At 75.4% G+C, this 21,486-nt stretch carries 19 protein-coding genes; 7 read left to right on the forward strand and 12 right to left on the reverse strand.

What is annotated here, in order from left to right; translation table 11 throughout:
* Together NHH00_RS16795 and NHH00_RS16800 are read right to left on the reverse strand one after the other, a co-directional pair.
* Positions 1-1,260 (reverse strand): hypothetical protein, encoded by a 1,260-nt coding sequence (locus NHH00_RS16795; protein ID WP_253054355.1) that lies wholly within the window; start codon positions 1,258-1,260, stop codon positions 1-3.
* A gap of 122 nt (positions 1,261-1,382) precedes the next feature.
* Entirely contained in the window at positions 1,383-3,149 is a 1,767-nt protein-coding gene (locus tag NHH00_RS16800; protein WP_253054357.1) for a M28 family peptidase, read from the reverse strand.
* Positions 3,150-3,357: 208 nt separating this feature from the next.
* Here NHH00_RS16800 and NHH00_RS16805 point away from each other — a divergent pair, with 208 nt between their 5' ends.
* The 4 genes from NHH00_RS16805 to NHH00_RS16820 all read left to right on the forward strand — a co-directional run bounded on the left by NHH00_RS16805 (position 3,358) and on the right by NHH00_RS16820 (position 7,884).
* A complete protein-coding gene (locus NHH00_RS16805) occupies positions 3,358-4,695 on the forward strand; it encodes an exonuclease domain-containing protein (protein ID WP_253054359.1) in 1,338 nt (445 codons plus the stop codon).
* Positions 4,692-5,711 carry a hypothetical protein gene (locus NHH00_RS16810; RefSeq protein WP_253054362.1) on the forward strand — a complete coding sequence of 340 codons (1,020 nt, stop codon included), beginning with the start codon at positions 4,692-4,694 and terminating at the stop codon, positions 5,709-5,711. The genes NHH00_RS16805 and NHH00_RS16810 overlap by 4 nt, the downstream gene beginning before the upstream one ends.
* Before the next feature lie 153 nt (positions 5,712-5,864).
* Positions 5,865-7,211, forward strand: a complete 1,347-nt coding sequence (locus tag NHH00_RS16815) for a carbohydrate-binding protein (protein WP_253054364.1) — start codon at positions 5,865-5,867, stop codon at positions 7,209-7,211.
* A 139-nt stretch (positions 7,212-7,350) separates the two neighbouring features.
* Positions 7,351-7,884: an Hsp20/alpha crystallin family protein gene (locus NHH00_RS16820; protein WP_253054366.1), complete on the forward strand. Its 534-nt coding sequence runs from the start codon at positions 7,351-7,353 to the stop codon at positions 7,882-7,884.
* A 127-nt stretch (positions 7,885-8,011) separates the two neighbouring features.
* On the opposite strand, the gene NHH00_RS16825 is transcribed toward NHH00_RS16820, so the two are convergent.
* Complete coding sequence (locus NHH00_RS16825) at positions 8,012-8,491, reverse strand: heme-degrading domain-containing protein (protein ID WP_253054368.1); 480 nt, start codon at positions 8,489-8,491, stop codon at positions 8,012-8,014.
* Between the two features lie 26 nt (positions 8,492-8,517).
* On the opposite strand from NHH00_RS16825, the gene NHH00_RS16830 reads away from it, so the two are divergent.
* Positions 8,518-9,894: an ADP-ribosylglycohydrolase family protein gene (locus NHH00_RS16830; protein ID WP_253054372.1), complete on the forward strand. Its 1,377-nt coding sequence runs from the start codon at positions 8,518-8,520 to the stop codon at positions 9,892-9,894.
* A 70-nt stretch (positions 9,895-9,964) separates the two neighbouring features.
* On the opposite strand, the gene NHH00_RS16835 is transcribed toward NHH00_RS16830, so the two are convergent.
* The 7 genes from NHH00_RS16835 to NHH00_RS16865 all read right to left on the reverse strand — a co-directional run bounded on the left by NHH00_RS16835 (position 9,965) and on the right by NHH00_RS16865 (position 17,542).
* Complete coding sequence (locus NHH00_RS16835; protein ID WP_253054374.1) at positions 9,965-12,115, reverse strand: fibronectin type III domain-containing protein; 2,151 nt, start codon at positions 12,113-12,115, stop codon at positions 9,965-9,967.
* Positions 12,116-12,287: 172 nt separating this feature from the next.
* Positions 12,288-12,623 (reverse strand): nuclear transport factor 2 family protein, encoded by a 336-nt coding sequence (locus NHH00_RS16840; RefSeq protein ID WP_253054376.1) that lies wholly within the window; start codon positions 12,621-12,623, stop codon positions 12,288-12,290.
* Positions 12,624-12,642: 19 nt separating this feature from the next.
* Positions 12,643-13,530: a PaaX family transcriptional regulator gene (locus NHH00_RS16845; protein ID WP_253054378.1), complete on the reverse strand. Its 888-nt coding sequence runs from the start codon at positions 13,528-13,530 to the stop codon at positions 12,643-12,645.
* Positions 13,527-14,771 carry a kynureninase gene (locus tag NHH00_RS16850; protein WP_253054380.1) on the reverse strand — a complete coding sequence of 415 codons (1,245 nt, stop codon included), beginning with the start codon at positions 14,769-14,771 and terminating at the stop codon, positions 13,527-13,529. Before NHH00_RS16850 ends, NHH00_RS16845 begins: the two co-directional genes overlap by 4 nt.
* Positions 14,768-15,925: a hypothetical protein gene (locus NHH00_RS16855; RefSeq protein WP_253054382.1), complete on the reverse strand. Its 1,158-nt coding sequence runs from the start codon at positions 15,923-15,925 to the stop codon at positions 14,768-14,770. Before NHH00_RS16855 ends, NHH00_RS16850 begins: the two co-directional genes overlap by 4 nt.
* Positions 15,922-16,791: a tryptophan 2,3-dioxygenase gene (locus NHH00_RS16860; protein WP_374615174.1), complete on the reverse strand. Its 870-nt coding sequence runs from the start codon at positions 16,789-16,791 to the stop codon at positions 15,922-15,924. Before NHH00_RS16860 ends, NHH00_RS16855 begins: the two co-directional genes overlap by 4 nt.
* 61 nt (positions 16,792-16,852) lie before the next feature.
* Entirely contained in the window at positions 16,853-17,542 is a 690-nt protein-coding gene (locus tag NHH00_RS16865) for a histidine phosphatase family protein (protein ID WP_253054384.1), read from the reverse strand.
* A gap of 97 nt (positions 17,543-17,639) precedes the next feature.
* Here NHH00_RS16865 and NHH00_RS16870 point away from each other — a divergent pair, with 97 nt between their 5' ends.
* Positions 17,640-18,581: a ribonuclease Z gene (locus tag NHH00_RS16870; protein ID WP_253054386.1), complete on the forward strand. Its 942-nt coding sequence runs from the start codon at positions 17,640-17,642 to the stop codon at positions 18,579-18,581.
* A 108-nt stretch (positions 18,582-18,689) separates the two neighbouring features.
* Positions 18,690-19,259, forward strand: coding sequence for a dihydrofolate reductase family protein (locus NHH00_RS16875; RefSeq protein WP_253054392.1), 570 nt, complete (start codon positions 18,690-18,692; stop codon positions 19,257-19,259).
* A gap of 54 nt (positions 19,260-19,313) precedes the next feature.
* Here the strand turns inward: NHH00_RS16875 and NHH00_RS16880 are convergent, their stop codons facing one another.
* A complete protein-coding gene (locus NHH00_RS16880) occupies positions 19,314-20,099 on the reverse strand; it encodes a glycerophosphodiester phosphodiesterase (protein ID WP_253054394.1) in 786 nt (261 codons plus the stop codon).
* Positions 20,096-21,484, reverse strand: coding sequence for an ABC transporter substrate-binding protein (locus tag NHH00_RS16885; protein WP_253054396.1), 1,389 nt, complete (start codon positions 21,482-21,484; stop codon positions 20,096-20,098). The genes NHH00_RS16880 and NHH00_RS16885 overlap by 4 nt, the downstream gene beginning before the upstream one ends.
* Positions 21,485-21,486: the final 2 nt, after the last annotated feature.

The raw sequence follows: 21,486 nt of genomic DNA on the forward strand, positions 1-21,486 counted from the left end.
TCAGCGCCCGAGTCGGCGGCCCACCCGCTCGCGCAGGTCGAGCGCCGTGCGGCGCCACGTCGCCGCGCGCGCCACGACCGACCCGACGCTCGTGTCCTCGGCGCGCACGTGCACGACCTCGACGCCGCGCTCGGCGGCCGTGCGGACGATCGTGTCCGTGGCGCCGCGCAGCGCGAGCTGCAGCAGGACGCTCGTCGTGCTCGCCTGCGCCTCGCCCGTCCCGAACCGCCGCCGGTAGACCACCTGCGTCACCACCCGGTCGAACATCGGGTCCGACGGCGCGTCCGCGACCGTGTCGGCGACGTCCGCGCCCGGGGCCTCCGCATCGTCGTCGGGCAGGTCCGGGACGCTTCCCTCGACGCCGGCCGTCCCGAGGAGGGCCTGGGCGTCGGCGACGGCGTCGTCGCCGTCCGCTTCCGGCGGGAGCACGGCGAGGTAGAGCGAGAGCAGGAGCTCGCTGATCTTCCGCAGGACCCACGCTCGGCCGGGCAGCGGGGGCAGCGCCACGACGTACTGCGCGAGGTTCACCTCCAGCGCCTCGGCCGACAGGCACGTCCACGCGGGCGCCGTGCGCACCTCGACCACGCGCTCCCAGTCCACGTCCTTGCCGTCGAGGCCCACCCGCCGGGGGCCGATCGTCACCGCGCCGAACCGGTCGAGCAGCGCGAGCGGCGCCGTCGCGAACCGCGGCACGTAGGGGACGAGCCGCACGACCCCTTGGACCGACACGTCCCACTCGCGGTCGAGCGGGTACGACGGCCGCGGGTACGCGGCGATCGCGCGCCGCACCCACTCCGCGACGACCTCGTCGAACGCACCGTCGTCGGCGGGACCGGCGCCCGTCCCGCCGTCGGCCTCCGCACCGTCGGCCGCGAGCGCCTCGACGAGCGCGTCCTCCAGCGCGGCGTCGAGGTCCGGTCCGGCGCCATGGTCGGCCCCCGGGTCGACGGCGCCGCGCACGGCCGCCTGTCCGCCCTCGAGCAGGTCGACCGGGTGCTCGCCGGGCCGGGTGCCGGGCTGCTCGGCCGGCTGCCCGGCCGGCTGCCCGACGTCGCCCCGAGCGCGCCGGCCGAGCGGGCCGGGCAGCGAGAACGAGGGGCGCGGGAGCGTGGGGCGCGGCACCGCCGGGACGCGCAGGAGGCGCTTCTCGCCGAGCAGCCGTGCGAGGGTGCTGCGCCCGTCGCCCGATGTCGTGCCGGGCAGGTCGGGGCCCTCGCCCGGCTCGTCGTCCGTCGTCGTGAGGAACGGTTCCTTCGCCACGTGACCCCCTGTCCGTCGCGCCTCCCGACGGCGCACCGCGGGCCAGCGTAGACCTGGTGGGGGCGCAGGCGGGGCCGCCCTCCCGTGGAGGACGGCCCCGCCGTCGTGCGACCCGCGCGGCGTCAGCCGCAGGCGATCGCGTCGTACGCGACGTCGTACGTCTGCGCGTGGTTCTCCCCGCCGCCCGCGAGGCGCGCGACGACGCTCACGGTGCCCGCGTCGACCGAGGCCGACCGGGTGGAGAACGACTGGTACGCGTTCGCGTCCGGAGCGACCTGGCCGAACGCCCGCTGGCCGAACGGCGTCACGAGGCGCAGCGACACGGGCTGGTCCTCGCCGTTGGTCGCGCGGACGGCGACGTACGCGGTGCCGTTCAGGCACCGCGCCTCCGCCTCGATCGCGTCGACGCGGGGGTTGCCGACGCCGTTGATCGCGAACGTGTCCTCGGACAGCGAGGCGACCGCGTGCCCGATCGCGCGGGACATGATGTCGAGCGCGGTCGCGTCGACGTTGTCGATCGTGTCCGCGGGCGAGTGGTAGTTCGGGTCGTAGAAGATGCCCTCGGTGCCGCCGAACAGCGCGACCTCCTCGGCTGTCTTCGAGCCGTCCGCGCCGGTGAACAGGCCGGACGCCGGGATCCCGTTCTCGATGAACGCCTGGTAGTCGGAGCGGCCCGAGAACTCGGTGTCGACCCACGCCTGGTCGATGCCGTCGAAGTAGTCGGTGAACACCGCCTCGGTCTCGGCCGAGCCCGGCGGCACCTCGACGGGCGCGGGGTACGTCGACTCGTTCGCGTCGTACACGCCGATGATGTAGTTCGGCGAGCCGACCATGTCGAAGTTGAGATAGGTCGCGATGTCGTCGAGCGCCGCGGGGTCGTTCTCGACGAGGTCGCTCACGTAGTGCGTCGAGCCGCGCAGCCCGACCTCCTCCGCGCCCCACCACGCGAACCGGACCGCGTTCTCGACGTCCTGGCCGCCGTCGGTCGCGGCGGCGAGCTGGACCGCGACCTCCAGGATCGCGGCCGACCCAGAGCCGTTGTCGTTGATGCCCGGGCCGTCCTCGACGCCGTCGAGGTGCGCGCCGACCATGACGACGTTGTGGTCGCGACCGCCCGGCGTCTGGGCGAGCACGTTGAACGTCTCGAACTCCTCGACGTGCGTCTGCAGGTCGTAGGTCGCGACCGCCTCGGCACCGCCCGCGATCGCCGCGAGGATCGCCTGGCCGTCGGCCTGCGTGATGCCGACGGTCGGGACCCAGACGTCGCTGGCCTCGCCGAGGGTCGGGTTGAGCGCGCCGTCGGTGTTGTTGTAGAGGATCACGGCGGCGGCGCCGGCCTCCGCGGCGAACCGTGCCTTGTCCGCGAACGGGCACGACCCGCGGCTGACCAGCGCGACGGCGCCGTCGACCGCGACCCCGTCCCAGGTGTCGGCGGTGCAGCCCTGGACCAGCGCGTCGGCGGGCTGGACGATCGGGCCCGTGACGCCGTCGTCCGGGGTGTCGGGGGCGAACTCGGCGGGGTACACGTCCGACGTCACCTCGACGCCGGCCGCGGTGAGGGACAGGTCGTCGGTGACCAGGTCCTCGAACGTGAAGTACTGGCGCTCGGGCTCGTAGCCCGCGGCCCGCAGGGCGTCCTCGACGTAGACGGCGCTCGCCTCGTAGCCGGGCGTCTCCATCGCGCGGTTGCCGCCGTTGGCGTCCGCGATGTCCTGGAAGTCCTGGAGCCGCTGCATGACCGCGTCGCCGGTGACGAGGTCCTCGAGCGGGGGAGGCCCGTCGGCGGCGCGGAGGCCGCCCCCGGGGGCAGCGCCGACGGGCGCTGCGGTCAGAGCCGCGAGCACGAGGCTCGCGGCGGCGGCAGACGGGACGATCGTTCGTGGTCTCACGCATCCTCCTCGACAGTGGCCCCCGCCGACCGACCCCGGTCGTGTCGGGGTCCGGCCGAGTCGCACACGAGACGCGACGCTGCGAGGGCTCGTGTGCTCGCGAGCGTAGGCCCACGCGGCCACGCGCGAAACCCCTGGGCGCGCACGGGTCGGCTGTGGTCGGCCCGGGTGGCGACCAGGCGTGGGCGGCGTCGGGCAGACTGTGCCCGTGCCCGGATTCGCCGTCGTCGACCTCGAGACCACGGGGTTCTCCCCGCGTCTCGGCGACCGGGTCGCCGAGGTCGCGGTGGTGCTGGTCGACGCCGCGGGCCGGGTCGAGGACGAGTGGTCCACCCTGGTCAACCCCGAGCGCGACCTGGGGCCCCAGCACGTGCACGGCATCGCGGCGGCCGACGTCGCCCTCGCCCCGACGTTCGACCGCGTGGCCCCCGCGCTCCTGCGCCTGCTCGCCGGGCGCGTCCTCGTGGCCCACAACGCGGCGTTCGACACACGGTTCCTGCGCGCGGAGATCGGGCGCGCGGGCATCGCGGCCGCGATCGACCCCGTCGCGTGCCTGTGCACGCAGCAGCTCGCGGGCCGGTACCTCACGGGCTCGCGCGCGCTCGCCGCGTGCTGCGCGGCCGTGGGCGTCGTGCACGACGGCGTCCACTCGGCCCTGGGCGACGCGCGCGCCACCGCGGGGCTGCTCGGGTACTACCTCGACGTCGCGGCCGACGACGAGTGCTGGGACGTGGCACGCGCCGCGGCCGACGGGGTGCGGTGGTCGCTGCCCGCCTCGCTCCCCGGCGTGGAGCCGGTCCTGCGCGGCGCGAGCCGCGCCCGCGGGCACTGGCTCGCCGGGCTCGACGAGGCACCGAGCACCCGCGCGGGCGACGCGCGCGCCCAGGCCGAGCGCCCGGACGTCGACACCGAGACCTACCTGCGTCTTCTCGACGCCGCGCTCCTCGACCGCTACGTCTCGCACTCGGAGCGTGCGGCGCTCCTCGCCGAGGCGCGGCGGGCCGGGCTGGACCGGGCCGCGGTCGAGGGCCTGCACCGCGACTACCTGACCGCCCTCGCCCGGGCGGAGCTCGACGCCCTCGACGGCGCGACCGCCACGGGCGATCGCGACGACGGCGGCTCCGTCCGCGACGACCCCGCGCTGCACGAGGTCGCCGGCCAGCTCGGCCTCGACGCCGACGACGTCGCGGGAGCCGTCGAGGCGGCGCTCGGGGCGCGCCTCGCGGCCGAGCTCGCCGTCGCGCCACGCCCGGCGTTCGTGCTCGCCGACGGCGACGAGGTCGTGCTCACCGGGTCGATGTCGCGCACGCGCGAGGCCTGGGAGCGCGACGTGCGGGCCGCCGGCCTCTCGCCCTGGCCCTACGTGACGCGCCGGAGCCGGCTCGTCGTCGCCGCCGATCCGGACTCGCTCTCGACGAAGGCCCGCACGGCCCGGCGGTACGGCATCCCCGTCGTCACCGAGGCAGCCCTCGTGGCACTGCTCGCCGCCCGGGGAGGGCCGAGCGGACGCACGTCGGGCGCCGGGGTGCGACGCTGGGCGTCATGAGCCCGCACGCCTCGCCCGGCACCGGCACCCCGGCGGACGCCGGTACCGACGCCGACGCGCTCGTCGACGGGCTCTTCGCGCTGCCGCTCGAGCAGTTCGTCGTCGCCCGCACCGCGGCGGCGAAGGAGATCAAGGCGTCGGGGGACGCCGTCGGGGCGGAGCGCGTGGCGCGGCTCGCGAAGCCGACCGTGGCGGCGTGGGTCGTCAACCAGGTCGCGCGCGAGCGACCCGACGACGTCGCCGCCCTCGTCAGCCTCGGGGACGAGCTCCGCGACGCGACGGCCGACCGCGACCGCACACGCATCCGCACGCTCGACCGGCTGCGGCGCGAGCGCGTGGAGCGCGTCGTGGGCGAGCTGCGCGACGCGGGCGAGGTCGCCGGCCGGGCGGTCTCCGCGACGGCGCTCGACCGGCTCGCGGAGACGCTCACCGCCGCCGTCATGGACCCGGACGCGGGCGCGCTCGTGCGCGCGGGGCGGCTCTCGCAGGCGCTGCAGCACGTCGGGTTCGGGATCGTCGACGAGGGCGGCGAGCCCGCCGACGTCGTCGAGCTGCGGGCGCGGACCGGCGGCACCGCGGGGCCGGGCGGGCCTGGGACCGCGGACCCGGGGACGAGCACGACGCGCGGCGGGCGCGGAGCCCGGTCCGCGCGGGCCGACGCCGGCTCGGCCGACGGGGAGAGCCCCGCGGAGGACGCCGTGGCGGCCGCGGAACGGGAGGTCGAGGAGACGGCCGCCGAGGTCGACCGCATCGAGGCCGAGCGCGACGAGGCGGGCACGCGCGTGCGCGCGGCGAGCGACGCCGTCGGGCAGGTCGAGGACGAGCTCGGGCGCGTCGAAGACGAGCTGGCCCGGCTCGCCGACGAGCGCGAGGACCTGCGCGCGCGGCTCGCCGAGGCGCGCGACGCCGTCGCAGCGGCCCAGGAGTCGCTCGACGACGCCGACGCGCGGCTCGACGCCGCCGAGGAGCGCGCCGCGGCCGCCCGCAAGGCCCGGCGCACCGCGCGCCGCGGCTGAGCGGACCCACCGGGTCCCGGCGTCGGACGCGTGCGTGCCGCGCCGACCGACGCGCTACGGAGCGGTAGGGATTCCCCGTACGCCGGTGCGGGAGAACCACACGATCGGCCACCGACCGTTGACCTACAGCGGGTGCGGCGGCACCGTCGGCCCATGCCCCGCACCGCACGCGGCGACGCCGCCGCCGCTCACTCGCTCCCGGCCCTGCACCCGGCCTCGACCTCGGCTCCGACCCGGCCTGGTCGCGGCCTCACGGCGCTCGTCGGGCTGGTCGTCGGAGCCTGCGCCGTGCTCGCCGGGGCGCCTGCCGGCGCGACGAGCGCGGTGGCGAGCGACGCCGTCGTGCACGTCGCCACCGCGAACGAGCTGCGCGCTGCGCTCGGCGCCGCTGTGCCGGGCCAGACGATCGAGCTGGCGGACGGGACGTACGTCGGCAACTTCAAGGTCACGGGCCGGGCGGGGACGGCGAGCGACCCCGTCGTGCTGCGCGGGAGCGCCGCGGCCGTGCTGCGCACGTCGAGCGGGGGCGGCAACGTCCTGCACCTCACCGACGCCGACCACTGGACGGTGCAGGGCATCACCGTCCAGCACGCGCAGAAGGGCATCATGGTCGACTCGTCCGACCACGTGACGATCGACGCCGTCACGGTGCACGACCTCGACATGGAGGGCATCCACTTCCGGTCGTCGAGCTCGTACGGGATCGTGCGCGGGTCGACCATCCACGACACCGGCCAGAACCTGCGCGGCATGGGCGAGGGGGTCTACGTCGGCTCGGCGAACGACTACTCCGACCGGTCGGACCACGTGCAGATCGTCGACAACACCATCGGCCCGCTCGTGCGCGGGGAGAACGTCGACGTCAAGGAGGGGACGACGGGCGGCCGGATCGCGGGCAACACGTTCGTCGGCGACGGGCTCACGGGGGCGAACTACGACGACTCGTGGGTCGACGTGAAGGGCAACGACTACGTCGTCGAGGACAACGTCGGGACGGTCACGACGAAGTCCGGGTTCCAGACGCACCAGCAGTCCCCGGGGTGGGGCTGCGGCACCGTGTTCCGCGGCAACCACGCCGACCTCACGGGCGCGACGGGCAGCGGCCGGTACGCGATCGAGGTGACGGTGCACGACCCCGTGACCTGCCCGGTCACGGTGACGGACGACAACACGGTCGTCGGCGGGGACGGGCTCGTGAACCCCGGCGTTCCCGTGACGGGCACGGGCGGCGGCACCCCGACGCCCGACCCGACGGAGCAGCCCACGCCCGACCCGACCGACGAGCCGGACCCCGACCCGACGGACACCCCGACGCCGGAGCCCGAGCACCCCGCGGAGTGCGACGACCCGTCGCTCGCCGGATGGTCCGCGACGACGGTCTACGTCGGCGGCGACCGGGTGCTGCACGGCGGGAGCCTGTGGCAGGCGCGGTGGTGGACGCAGGGCGAGACGCCGTCGTCCGCGGCGTGGGGGCCGTGGCAGCACGTCGCGCTCTGCTGACGCCCGCGGGTCGGGCGGAACGGGTCGGGCGCGGCGTCGTTCGTCGTCCGCGAACGCGGGACTGAGCCGGGCACGCTCAAGGTTGGACAGGTCAGGACGCCACGGGCCGACCGTGGCACGACAGACCTGGAGGACCACCATGATCAGCACCTACACCGTGGCGCCGTTCCGCCCGCTGCCCACCGAGCGCGTCGTGCGCCAGCTCTGGGCGCGGCCCGCGGGTGCGCCCGTCGCGCGGACGGGCTACGCGCCCGCCGCAGACGTCTACCGCGAGGGCGACGACCTCGTCGCCCGCTTCGACCTGCCGGGCGTCGACCCGGAGCGGGACGTGACCGTCGAGCTCGAGGGTCGTCGCCTCGTCGTCCGCGGCGAGCGTCGCGACCAGCGCGTCGTCGAGGCCCCCGCGGCGGAGACGACCGAGGCGGCCGACGGGGAGCAGCCCGAGTCGGGCACGGACGAGACCGGCGCCGACGAGGCGGCCGAGGTCGCCCCGGCCGGGCGCCGCGTCCGCGAGGTGCGGTTCGGCGCGTTCCGCCGCACCGTCACCCTGCCGAAGACCGCGGAGGCCGACGCCGTCCGCGCGTCCTACGACGCGGGCGTGCTCACCGTGACGGTCGCCGGCGTGTTCGCCGGCCGCGCTCCCCAGCGCATCGAGGTCACGCGCGCGGCCTGACGCCGCACCGCCGGCGCGGCGGACGACGTCGCGCCGGCGCTCCGACCCCGGTCGCGCCCGCCCCTGCGCGCCCGGACCACGGACGGGGCCGGCACCTTCGGGTGCCGGCCCCGTCCGTCTGCCCGGCTCAGCCGAGGAACGACCGCAGGGCCTCGGTGACCAGCGCGTGGTCGTCGCCCTGGGCGAGCCCGGACACGGTCACGACCCCGACGATCCCGACGCCCTCGACACGCACCGGGAACGCTCCGCCGTGGGCGGCGTACTCCTGCAGCGGGAGCTGGTGCTGGTCGGCGAACGTCGTCCCCTTCGCGCGGGCGCGCAGGCCCACGAGGTACGACGACGCCCCGAACCGCTCGACGACCCGCACCTTGCGCTCGACCCAGGAGTCGTTGTCCGGGGTCGTGCCCTCGCGCGCCGCGTGGAACACCTGCTGCGGTCCCTTGCGGACGTCGATCGTCACGGGCAGGTCGCGCTCGTCGGCGAGCTCGACGAGCAGGCAGCCGAGACGCCAGGCGTCGTCGTGCGTGAAGGTGCGGAGCACGAGGTCGCGCTCGTCCGCCTCGACGGAGGCGATCAGGGCGGCGAGGTCGTCGGGCGTCGTCGTCATGCCGCTCATCGTGGCACGATCACGCCGTGACGACGACGCCGCCCCCGCCCGCCCGCGAACCCCTCGACCCGCTCGGCTTCTCCCTCCTCGACCGCGCGTCGGGCGTGCTGCTCGCCCAGGCGGCGGGCGACGTGCTCGGGGTCCCGTACGAGTTCGCGCAGCCGCCCGGCCCGGGCCAGCCAGAGTCGGTCGCGGTCATGCGCGGCGGCGGTCTCGGCCCGTACGCGCCGGGCGAGTGGAGCGACGACACGCAGATGTCGGTGTGCGTCGCGCGGGTCACGGCCGCCCGCGACGTGCTCTCCCCCGTCCCGGACGCGTTCGGCGCGACGCCGCTCGACGAGGTCGCCGCCGCGTTCGAGGCGTGGCGGACCGGGGGCGCGACCGACGTCGGGACGCAGACCGCCGCCGTGCTGCACGACGCCGCCGCCCGCCGGGGACCCGCCGCGACGCGCCTGCGCGAGGCGTCGGCCGCGCTGCACGCGGCGACCGGACGCACGGCCGGGAACGGCGCGCTCATGCGCACGGGCGTCGTCGGGCTGGTGGCCCTGGACGACCGGGACGCGACCGCCCGCGCGGCGCGGGCCGTCGCGGAGATCACGCACACGGACCCGCTCGCTGCCGAGTCGTGCGTGCTCTGGTCGGAGGCGGTGCGGGTCGCGGTGACCGAGCAGCGGCTGGACGTGCGCGCGGGGCTGGACCTCCTCGACCCGGACGCCGGGGCGCGCTGGTCGGCGTGGATCGCGGACGCCGAGCTCGCGCGACCCACGGCCGACCTGCGGCAGAACGGCTTCACCGTCACCGCGCTCCAGGCGGCGTGGCACGCCATCGCGACGACCTCCGCGCCGCAGGGCTCGACGTTCGCCCACCGCGACCACCTCGTGGCCGCGCTCCAGGCCGCCGTCTCGATCGGCGGCGACACGGACACGGTCGCGGCCATCGCCGGCGCCCTGCTCGGTGCGTGCTACGGAGCCCGGGCCGTGCCGTACGAGTGGGCGACCGCCGTCCACGGCTGGCCCGGGATCGCCGGGCGCCAGCTCACCGCGCTCGCTCGGCACACCGCGCAGGCCGGCCTCGTCCGTACGGGCGCGCTCGAGCCGACCGGCGCCGAGCCGGTGCGCACGCAGTTCTGCCCGCTGTGCGGGACGCTCGTCCGCTGGAACCCCCGCTACCCGCGGCACGTGTGCACGTGGTGCGAGCGTGACGTCACCGACGAGGCCGGGCGCGCGGTCTCGCTGTCCAACGTGGACTTCGGCGGCGGCTACCAGGCGCACTACCTCGACCGCTCCCCCGCCTCCGACGCGGTCCGGGACGGCCGCGTCTGGATCGGCGGCGTCGAGCACCGGGCACGCGAAGCCCGCTTCGGCGGCATCGTCGTCGAGCCGCTCGACGAGCCGTCGACCTGACACGCCGAACCCGGGGTCGCTCCCCAGCGCGAGCGTGCGCTGGGGAACGACCCCGGGTTCGGCGGCGGGCTCAGCCGCAGGCGACCGCCGGGTAGGCGGCGTCCTGGACCGTGGGGGCAGCGTCGTCGGGTCGAGTGCCCGTCACCGTGACGGAGCCCGCGTCGGCCGCGACCGACCGCGTCGAGAACGACTGGTACGCGGCCTTGCCGGGCGCGACCGCCGCGAACGTGCGCGTGCCGAACGGCGTCGTGAGCGTGACGTCGGCGGGCACGTCGCCGGTGTTCGTCGCGCGGACCGCGACGTACGCCGTGCCGGCGAGGCAGCGCGCGCTGGTCTCGACGTCGAGGGCGGGGCCCGCCGCGTCCTCGCGCTGGAGCGTCACCCGGTCCACGACGCGCTGCGACCCGGTCGCGTAGGTGGTGACGGTCAGCGACGTGGGCGTGACGTCGAGGTCGGAGTAGCTGGCCTCGCGCGACTGCTCCCAGCGCGCCGTCCACGGCTTGGCGCCGTCGAAGTCGTAGAACTTGGAGCCCGACGACGAGTTGCCCGTGAGGTAGAGGACCTGGTCCTCGTCCGGGGTGAGCACGTCACCCTCGGCCGGCGCCTCGGCCGGGACGACGGGCGTCGCGCCCTCCATGAGGTACGAGCGCGTGTAGATGTGGTCGTGGCCCGCGAGGACGAGGTCGACGCCCAGGTCGCTGAAGACGGGCGACAGCGCCTCGCGCATGCGGACCACGTCCGTGTCGCGCGAGTGGAACGCCTGGCTGTACAGCGAGTGGTGGAACGTCACGACGACCCAGTCGTACGCGTCGCCGTGCGTGCCGATCACGTCGCGCAGGAACGCCTCGTGGCCGGCGATCTCGGCCGGGTCGGAGTCGTTCGAGTCGATCGCCACGACGAGCACGTTGTTGTACGCGTACCAGTAGTCCCGGCGCTGCTCGGTCGACAGGTTCGGCATCGCGTAGTGCTGGTCGTAGAGCGCGGACGCGGTGTCGTGGTTGCCGTCCTGGACGGCGAAGCGCAGCTCGCGCATCTGGCGCGGCGCGAGGAACCCGGCGTACTGCGCGGTGCTCCCCGCGTTCTCCACCTGGTCGCCCGCGGAGATGAGGAACGCGGTGTCCGGGTGGCGCGCGGTCATCGTGTCGAGGTTGGCGGCCCACCGCGTGGCGTCGTTCGTCGCGTTGCCGCTCGCGCCGATCTGCGCGTCGCCGATGAACAGCGCGCTGAACTCGTCGCCGAACGTGCCCGTGGTGAACGTCGTCGGCGTGGACCAGCCGGTGCTCGCGCTGCCGACGCGGTACGCGTAGGCCGAGTCCTCCTCGAGCCCGGTGATCGTCGCGTGGTGGTACGTCGCGCCGTCCGCGGCCGTGCCGTCCCGGGACGACGACGTCGCGGCCGCCTGCCAGTCGACCTCGCCGCCCGCCTCGTCGGCACGGGTCCACTGCACCTCGCCCGCGCCGGGCAGGGTCGAGAACCACGCGACGTTGGCCTGCGTCTCGTCCGCGCCGACGTTGAGCGCGACGTCGCGCACCTCGCCGTGCGTCGGGACGAGCGAGCGGACGTCGAGGTAGATGTCCGAGCTGGTCGGCGCGTCCTGGTAGAGCGCGACGGAGATCGTGTTCTCGCCGGGCTCGAACGCGTCGGCCGGCACGACGAACGTTCCCGTCACCGGGTCCGTGCGCCCGTTGCCGTGGTACTGCAGGTTCTCCGTGATCTCGCGGCCGTCGTCGCCCAGGCGCACGACCTCCTCGCCGTTCACGTAGACGATCACCGCGTCGTCGTAGACGATCTCGCCCTCGAACGCCGGGACGCCGTCGAGGTCCTCCGCGGTGAGCTCCACGTCGGTGCGGAAGAAGAACGTGGGCACGTCCGTCGTCGTGCCCTCGATGTACTGGGTGAGGAGCGTCGTGATCGGGAACGCGTCCCCGATGCCCGTCGCGGCGCCGCGCTTGGCGCCGAACGCGCCGGTCGCGGACTTCCACGCGGAGTCGTCGAACGCGGTGGTCGTCCACACGCGCTGGTCCGCGGCGGTGCCGGCTGGGTTCGTGTTGTCGTCGAGGTAGCGCCAGGTCGTGCCGGACGTCGAGAGCAGGGACTCGTCGGCGGCGGCCGTCGAGGTCGCGGTCGCGGCGACGAGCACCGTCCCCACCAGGGAGACGGCGAGCGCCGACGCCGCCGCGCGCGTCAGCGCGCCGGGCAGCCGGGAGGCGTGCGGGTTCATGGGTTCCTTCGCAGGTCAGGGGTCCGCGCGGCGACGACCGTCGGACCACCGTGGCGGCGCCGGACCCGTGGTGGGAAGCGCTGTCACGCTAGAGGCCCGGGATGGCGGGCACCCGTCGCCCCGGTGAACGCACGAGGACCGACCGGCGAACACGGCGCGCGCGGTCGACCCGTCAGGAGATGACGAGGCTCGCGATCAGGCCCTCGCGCAGGAGGATCGTGAACGTCGCGGGCCCGTTGTACCCGTCGCCGGAGACCGTGAGGTCCAGCAGCACCTCGTCGGGCGTGGCACCGTCGCGCAGCCCGGTCACGTCGAAGCGCGACCTCTTGCCGATGTTGTCCGTGCGGTCCCAGCTCGCGAGCTCGTCGTGCCCGCGGAACTGGCGTCCCCAGTCGTCGAGGAAGCCGTCGTCCGTGAACGCCGTGAGGAACCGGGCGGCGTCGCCCGCGTTCGTCGCGTCCACGAGCGTGCGCAGGGCGGGCGGGAGGTCGGGCGTCGTGTCGCTCATGCCACCCACTGTGCCCCGATCATCTCCCGACGACGACCCGGACGTGGTACGCCGCGGCCGCGGCGAGGTCCGCGCGGAGCCCGTCGAACAGCGCGACGCTCGCCGCGCCGGGCCAGTCCGCGGGCAGCGCCGAGAGCGGCAGGCCCGGGTCGGCGTACGGGACGGGTCGCCAGTCGTCGACCGCGCGCACCCACCGGGCGAACGCCGCGCGGGGCGAGGCGTCCCCACCGTGCGGCCGGACGCCGTCGGGCCGGACGCCGTCGGGCCGGACGCCGTCGGGCCGGGCGGCCCCGGGCCGCGAGCCGCCGTGCCGGGCGAGGAAGTCGCGGTGCAGCGCGGCGACCCGGTCGAGGTCCCACCACCGCGCGGCGGCGTCGGCGAACGACCCGGCGACGCGCGGCGGCCCGGCCACGAACACCGTCGCGGCCTCGCGCACGCCCAGCCCGACGAGGATCTCCTCGACCTCGTCCACGAGGTGCCCCGGCGCGATCCACAGGCCGTCCGCGACGGTGCCGGCACCGATCCACGCGAGGTGCCGCCGGAGCTGGTGCCGCACGGCACGCCGCTCCTCCGGGAGCGAGAACGACACGAGGCACCACGGGTCGTCGTCGCCCTGCTGCCGGTAGGCGAAGATCCGCCGGTCGCCCCGCGCCAGCATCCGCGCGGCGTCGGGCGCGAGCGAGTAGCCGGCCCGGCCGCCGACGGTCTCCGGGACGAGCAGCCCCTTCGCCTTCGCCCGCGAGACCGCGCCGCGTGCGCCGACGGGCGGGACGTCGAGCGCCCCCAACAGCTCGACCAGGTCGGCGACGGCGACCGCCCCGCCGAGGTCGCGCAGGTACAGCCCGACGACGGTGCGCAGCAGCGACGTCGTGCTCCCCGGGCGGGAGTCGAGGTCGTCGAGGATCACGCGGCCCCGTCCGCGAGGACCTCCACCAGGGCGTCCCGCACCGCCTCGACGCCGACGCGCACCTCGTCGAAGCTCGTGGAGAGCGGGGACAGGCCGAGGCGCAGGCCGTCCGGACGACGGAAGTCGGGGATGACGCCGCGCTCCCACAGCAGCGGGAGCGTCGCCTCGAACGCGTCGTGGTCGACGGTGACGTGGCTCCCCCGGCGCTCGGGGTCGCGCGGCGACGCGTACCGGGCACCGAGCGGGAGCAGCAGGTCGTCCACGAGGGCCGTCGCGTGCGCGGTGAGCGCGACCGACTTCGCGCGCACCGCCGCGATCCCCGCCGCGTCCACCAGGTCCAGCATGTCCTGCATCGCGAGCATCCCGACGATCGCGGGCGTCCCCGAGAGGAAGCGCCGGACGCCGTCGTGCGGGGCGTACGCCGGGCCCATCTCGAACGGCGCGGCGCTGCCCATCCACCCCTGGATCGGCTGGGTCAGGGCGCCCTGGAGGTCGGCGCGGACGTAGCCGAACGCGGGCGCACCGGGCCCGCCGTTGAGGTACTTGTACGTGCAGCCGGCCGCGAGGTCGACGCCCCACGCGTCGAGCTCGACCGGCAGCGCGCCGACCGAGTGGCACAGGTCCCACAGCACGAGCGCGCCGGCGTCGTGCGCGAGCGCGGTGATCGCCGCCGCGTCGCTCACGTACCCCGACCGGTACGCCACGTGGCTGAGCAGCACGAGCGCGGTGCGGTCGGAGAGGGCCCCCGCGACCTGCTCCGGGGTCACGCCGGCGTCGTGGTCGGGCGCGATCCACCGCAGCGTCGCGCCGTGCTCGCGCGCGACGCCCTCCAGCACGTAGCGGTCGGTCGGGAAGTTCCCGGCGTCGAGCACGATCTCGTCGCGGCCCGCGACCTGCGGCGCCGAGAGCGCGGCGCGGACGAGCTTGTAGAGGATCACCGTCGTCGAGTCGCCGACGAACGTCTGGCCCGGCACCGCGCCGAGCGCGACCGCGCCGATCCGGTCGCCGACCGTGAGCGGGAGGTCGTACCACTCCTCGTCCCAGCCGCGGATGAGCCGCGAGCCCCAGCGCTCGGTCGCGAAGCGGGCCAGCCGCTCGGCGGACGCGCGCGTCGGCCGTCCGAGCGAGTTCCCGTCGAGGTAGGCCGTCACCTCGTCGGAGCCGACGAACGCGTCGCGGAACCGCGCGAGCGGGTCGGCGGCGTCGAGCGCGGCGGAGCGCGCGGCGTGGTCCTCGGTCATGGTCGTCCTTCCGACGGGGCGGGGTCGGCGGGGTCGCTCGCGGTGTCGCGGGCGAGGTCAGGGGTGGGGTCGCGCTCGACGACGACGGCGCGCGCGAGCCACGCGGCGACGGCGTCCGCGTCGTCGGTGTCGGGCGGGTCGCCGGGGACCCAGGTCGCGAACGATGCGTCCGCGCTCGAGTGCTGCGACCCGGGACGCAGCGCTCGGCCGGGAACGCCACGCCGGGCGGTGGCGTCGCGCGTGAGGGCCGCGACCAGCGCGTGCGCGTCGAGACCCGCCGCCGCGAGCGCCCGCAGCTCGCGCGCGTCGACGCCGGTCGGCAGCGGCCCGTTGCCGAGGTCGGTGCCGTAGACGACCGTCCCGCCGAGCGCGACGAAGCGCCGCACGTTGTCGATCGCGACGTCCTGCTCCGCCGTCGGACTCCCCCAGCCATGAATGTCGAGGGTGCTCACCCAGCTCACAAGACTCCCCACACCTCCGCCGAACACGACATGAGGGTCGTTATCCGGGCTATTCCGACCTTCAGGTCGTGTTCGGCCGCGGGCAGGGTCGTGCTCGGCGGCCGGGCGTGAGCGAGACCGCGTCTGGGAGCGAGCGCGCGGGCGGGCCATCGCGCGCAGCAGGTCGTCGGGCAGGCGCTCGCTGAACGGGGCGTGCGCGAGCCTGTCCACCCCCGCCTCGAACGCGCGGGCCGCCATGCCGCGCCCCTCCACGTGCGCGACGACGTCCCGGCCCCGCGCGTGGGCGTGCCCGACGAGCGCGGCGAGGGTGGCGTCGTCGGGCACCGGACCGGCGTCGGAGTGCAGGGCGACCTTGACGAACGACGCGCCCGCGGCGACCTGGCGGTCGACGGCGGCGACGGCCGCCTCGGGCGATCCGACCTCCTCGACCGACCCGGCGGGCGCCCACGACCGGTCCGACGGGTAGCCGCCGGGGGCGGTGAGGAACGCGCCCGCGAACACGACCTCCGGGAAGCCGGGCCGCCCGAGCCACGTGCGCGCGACGTCGGGCACCCACCCGAGGTCGTGCACGACGGCGATCCCGCCGCGCCGCACGGCGACGGGGTCGACGAGGCCGAGGTGCACGTGCGCGTCGACGAGCGGCGGGAGCCAGGTGCCGCCGTCGCCGGGCCGGCCGAGGTGCCTCCCGTTCACGACCGCCCGATCTCCGTGCGCACCGCGAACAGCTCGGGGAAGAACGTGAGGTCGAGCGCCTTCTGCAGGAACCCGACGCCGCTCGACCCGCCCGTGCCGCGCTTGGTGCCGATGATGCGCAGCACCGTCCTCATGTGCCGGAACCGCCAGAGCTGGAAGTTGTCCTCGAGGTCGACGAGCTCCTCGCACGTCTCGTACGCGGACCAGTGCGCCTCCGGGTCGTCGTAGATGCGGCGGAAGACCTCGACGAGGTCGTCGTCGAGGGTGTGCGCGACGGTGACGTCGCGGTCCAGGACGCGCTGCGGGACGTCGTGGCCGTGGCGCGCGAGGTGGCGCAGGAACTCGTCGTAGACGCTCGGCTCGGCGAGCAGGCGGGCGAGCTCGGCGCGCGCGTCGGGCTCGGCGTCGAACACGTCAAGCATGCGCGCGTTCTTGTTGCCGAGCAGGAACTCGACGGCGCGGTACTGCCACGACTGGAAGCCCGACGCGTGGCCGAGGAACCCGCGGAACTGCGCGTACTCGCTCGGGGTGAGCGTCGCGAGCACGGACCACTGCTCGGTGAGCGTGCGCTGCACGTGCTTGACGCGTGCGATGCGCTTGAGCGCGGCGCCCAGCTCGTCGGCGGCGAGCAGGTCGCGCGCGGAGAGCAGCTCGTGCAGCACCAGCTTGAGCCAGAGCTCCGTCGTCTGGTGCTGGACGATGAACAGCATCTCGTCGTGGTGCTCCGGGTCGCTCACCGGCGCCTGGGCCGCGAGCAGCGTGTCGAGGTGCAGGTACGACCCGTAGGTCATCTGCTCGCGCAGGTCCGTGACGATGTCGGGCTCGAGCGCGCGCTCGTTCGGTGCGGGCAGCGGTGCGTAGGCCATCCGCCGAGCGTATGTCACTCCCGTGACGCGCGCCAGGTTCTCGCCATACGCTCGCGAACCGTCAGTCGTCGGTCGCCGCGCGACGCTCCTCCTCGGCGACGGACTCGCCCGTCGGGTCCTCGGCCGCGAGGTCGTCCAGCGCCGCGCCGCCCAGCGGGCCGTCGCTCAGGCCCGCGAGCCGCCAGCCCGACGACGGGTCGCCCTCGACCTCGACCAGCCCGGTGTTGGCGAGCGGGGTCCGGGCGAGCAGGTCGAGGTCGACCCCCGCGACGCGCGCGCACGCCCACGCGCGGATCGCCGCGCCGTGCGAGACGACGACGGCGGTGCGCCACCCCGTGCGCGCGACGCTCGCGACGGCGTCGTCGTAGCGGGCGAGGAACTCGGCACCGTCAGGCCCGCCGGGCATGCGACGGCCGGGCTCGCCGCGGCCCCATGCGAACACGGTCTCGAGGTAGGTCGCGTGGTCGTCGTGCGCGGCCGACATCTCCAGGTCGCCCGCGTCCACCTCGCGGAACCCGTCGAGCTCCAGCAGGTCGAACCGGTGCCGCTCGGCCAGCGGTGCGGCGGTCAGGTGCGTGCGCACGAGGGTCGAGACCGCGACGCCGTCGACGACGCGGTCCGCGAGCGCCTCCGGGATCGCGGCTGCCTGGCGCGTGCCGAGCGCGGTGAGACCGGGGCCGGGCAGCGCGGTGTCGAGGAGGCCGGCGACGTTGGACGGGGTCTGTCCGTGACGGACGAGGAGCAGGCGCATGGTTCTCCAGGTTCTCCGGGTTCTCCGGTTCTCGGCAGGGCCTCCTGCCACCCTACGAGCCGCGCCACGACCCGCCGCGTCGTGGCACGCTGGGGCCATGTCCCGCCGCGAGCTCGTCGTCCTCGGGACCGCCAGCATGGTCCCGACCCGCACGCGCAACCACAACGGCTACGTGCTGTTCTGGGACGACGAGGCGATCCTCTTCGACCCGGGCGAGGGCACGCAGCGGCAGATGTCGTTCGCGGGCGTGTCCGCGACCGACCTCACGCGCATCGCGATCACGCACCTGCACGGCGACCACTCCCTCGGGCTCGCGGGCGTCTCCCAGCGCATCAGCGGCGACGGCGTGCGGCACACGATCGGGGTGACCTATCCGGCGTCGGGCCAGCGGTGGGTGGACCACCTGCTCGACGCGAGCGCCCACTTCCGCCGCGGCCACCTGGAGCTGCAGCCGCTGACGACGGACGGCGTCGTCCCACCCGTGACCGGCCGCCCCGAGCCGGGGTTCACGCTGCGCGCGGAACGCCTCGACCACACCCTGGAGGCGATGGGCTACCGCCTCGACGAGCCCGACGGCCGGTCGCTCGACCCCGCGCTCCTCGTGGACCGCGGCCTGGCGGGCCCGGTGGTGGGCGAGCTGCGCCGGACCGGGGCGGTCGTCGCGCCCGACGGGCGGACCGTCACCCTCGACGAGGTGAGCGCCCCGCGTCCGGGGCAGTCGTTCGCGTTCGTCATGGACACGCGTCTGTGCGACGCCGTGCACCGCCTCGCGGACGGCGTCGACCTGCTCGTCATCGAGTCGACGTTCCTCGACCGCGACCGCGACCAGGCCGAGCGGTGGGGCCACCTCACCGCGCGGCAGGCGGCGACCGTCGCGGCCGAGGCGGGCGTGCGCTCGCTCGTGCTCACGCACTTCTCGCAGCGCTACCCCGACCCGACGGAGTTCTGGCGCGAGGCGCGCGAGGTGTTCGACGGCGAGCTCACGGTCGCGCAGGACCTCGACCGCGTGCGGGTCCCCCACCGCAGCCGACCCGGCTGACGGTCGTCGACGCCGCCGGTCGCCGATGAGAAACGGTGCGGGCGGCCGTCTCACCACGGACGGGTGAACACGGGGGCGCCTCGCTGCGCGCCACGGGAGAGGACCGAGATGAGACCGCTGCGCTACTCGATCAACGTCACGCTCGACGGCTGCTGCCACCACGAGGCGGGCCTGCCGCCGGACGAGGAGTCGATGCGCCACTGGACCGCCGAGATGGAGCGCGCCGACGCCCTCCTGTTCGGCCGGGTGACCTACCAGATGATGGAGTCGGCCTGGCGGCGCCCGGCCACGGGCACGTGGCCCGACTGGATGGACGAGTGGGAGGTCCCGTTCGCCGAGGCGATCGACGGGGCGCGCAAGCACGTCGTGTCGAGCACGCTGAGCGCGCCCGACTGGAACGCCGAGCTGCTGCGGGGCGAGCTGGGGCCCGCGGTCGAGCGGCTCAAGCAGGAGCCGGGCGAGGGCCTGTGGGTGGGAGGCGTGACGCTCCCCCTCGCGCTGGCCGACCTGGGGCTGATCGACGAGTACGAGTTCGTCGTGCAGCCGGTCCTCGCCGGCCACGGGCCGACGCTGCTCGCCGGTCTCCGTGAGCGCATCCGGCTCGAGCTCGTGGACCGCCGCGAGTTCCGCTCGGGTGCGGTGGCGTTGCGCTACCGGCCCGCGACCCCGGGGCGGTGAGCCGGAGCCGTCCGGCTCCGCCTCACCCGCACCCGGGGTCCGTCCTCGGGCTTCCTAGACGACGCGCGCCGAGAGCCAGCCCGCGAGGCGGTCGGGACGGTCGGTGATGATCGCGTCCACGCCGAGCTCGACCGCGGCGGCCCAGTGCTCCGGCTCGTTGAGCGTCCAGACCGCGACGTCGAGACCGGCGTCGTGCAGGCGCTGCACGAGCCCCGGGTCTTCCAGGACGAGCAGCCCCAGGGGGTTGCACGCCACGACGTCGAGCTCGGCGCACCGCGCGAGCACGTCGTCGTCGAGCGACGCGACGAGCAGCCCGCGGCGCAGGCCGGGGTCGGCCTCGCGCAGCGCCGCGACCGTCTCGGGCCAGAAGCTCTGCGCCACGACCCGGTCGGCGATGCCCGCGAAGCGGATCGGCCCCGTGACGCGCCGCACCTGCTCGGGGGTCCACGACCCCTTGAGCTCGAGCAGCAGGTCGGTGCCCGGCCGCCGCACGAGGAGGTCGACGACCTCGGCGAACGTCGGCACGCGCTGGCCGCCGAACGCCGGGGAGAACCACGACCCGGCGTCGAGCGCCCGGATCGCCGCACGGTCGAGCCGCGCGACCGTGCCGCTGCCGGACGTCGTCGCGTCCACGGTGTCGTCGTGGATGACGACGGGCTCGCCGTCGGCCGTGAGCTGCACGTCGATCTCGATGCTGTGCGCGCCCGCCCGCCACGCCGCCTCGAACGCGGCGAGCGTGTTCTGCGGCGCGACGGAGCTGTTGCCGCGGTGCGCGATGACGCGCGGGCGCGCGGTCCGTTCCGGCACCGCGCCCGTGGGCGCGAGGGCGGTCGCCGTCACAGGTACGGCTCCACGTTCTCGGAGTACGCCGTCTCGATGCGCGGGGCGACCGACTCGAACGCGGCCGCCGGGTCGGCACCCTCGATGACGATCTGCTCGATCGCCTCGTTGAGGAGCGCGTCGGCGCCCGGGATGAAGACGCGCGCGTCGTCCTGCGGGCGCGCCTTGTCGGCGAGCTGGTCGACGGCGGTGCGGAACTGCGGCGTCGCCTCGTAGACGGCCTTCATCGCGTCGGACTCGACGGCCGACGTGCGCACCGGCATGTACCCCGTGTTCTGCGAGAAGTACGCCGTGTTCTCGGTGTTCGTGAGGAACGCGAGGAACATCGCCGCGGCGAGCTGCTGCTCGGGCGACCGCGACGACGGGATCGCGAGGCCGGTGCCGCCCGTCGGGGTGCCGCCGCCGTCGGGGCCGTCGGGCAGGTACGCCGTGCCGACCTCGAACGACGCCGCGTCGAGCGCGCCCTTGAGCGAACCCGTCGAGCCGATGGTCGAGGCGATGAGGCCCGACGAGAAGTCGACCATCGCGTCGTCCGCGGAGAGCGTCGCGACCCCCTTCTCGTGGAAGAGGTCGTGCAGGAACTGGCCGCCCGCGATCGACTCCTCCGAGTCGAGCGTGAGGTCGAACCCGTCGGAGTACGCGCCGCCCTGGCCCCAGATCATGTTCTCGAACCACCACGCGCCCCACGACGGCCCGGTGGACAGGCCGAACGTCGAGCCGCCGGCCGGGACGAGCGGCTTGAGCGACGCGTCCCACTCCTCCAGCTCGGCCCACGTCTCGGGGCCGCGGTCGGGCAGGCCGGCCGCCGTCCACAGGTCCTTGTTGTAGTAGAAGAGCGGCGTCGAGCGCGCGTACGGGACGGCCCAGTGCTGGTCGTCGTACGCGTAGTCCGCGTAGAGCGCGGGCTGGAAGTCGTCCGCGTCGGCCTCGACGAACTCGAGCACGTCGTCGAGCGGCATGATCTGGTCGTTGAGGTGGTACCGGAACCACCAGACGTCGGACGCGATGACGAGGTCGGGGAGCTCGTCGGTCTGCGACGCGGCCTGGAAGCGCTGGGCCACCTCGTCGTAGTTGGCGCCGGCCGTGACGAGGTTGACCGTGATGCCGGACTCCTCCTCGAACCGGTCGATGAGCTCCTGCTCGATCTCCTGCGACGTGCCGGGGTGGTTGCTCCACCAGGTGATCTCGGACGCCGGCTCGACGGCGGACCAGTCGACGGCCTCGGCCGTCGCCTCGTCGCCCGCGGTGCCGGCGCCGTCGGCCCCGGCCACGCTCGGGCCGGCGCACGCGGTGAGCGCGAGGGCGGTGACCGCCGTGAGGGCGGTGGCGGCGGCGCGGGCCCGACGGCGGCGCGCGGGCCGGCCGGGTGCGGTGCGGTGGGACACAG

Source organism: Cellulosimicrobium cellulans, from assembly GCF_024124905.1.
GTDB lineage: Bacteria > Actinomycetota > Actinomycetes > Actinomycetales > Cellulomonadaceae > Cellulosimicrobium > Cellulosimicrobium cellulans_G.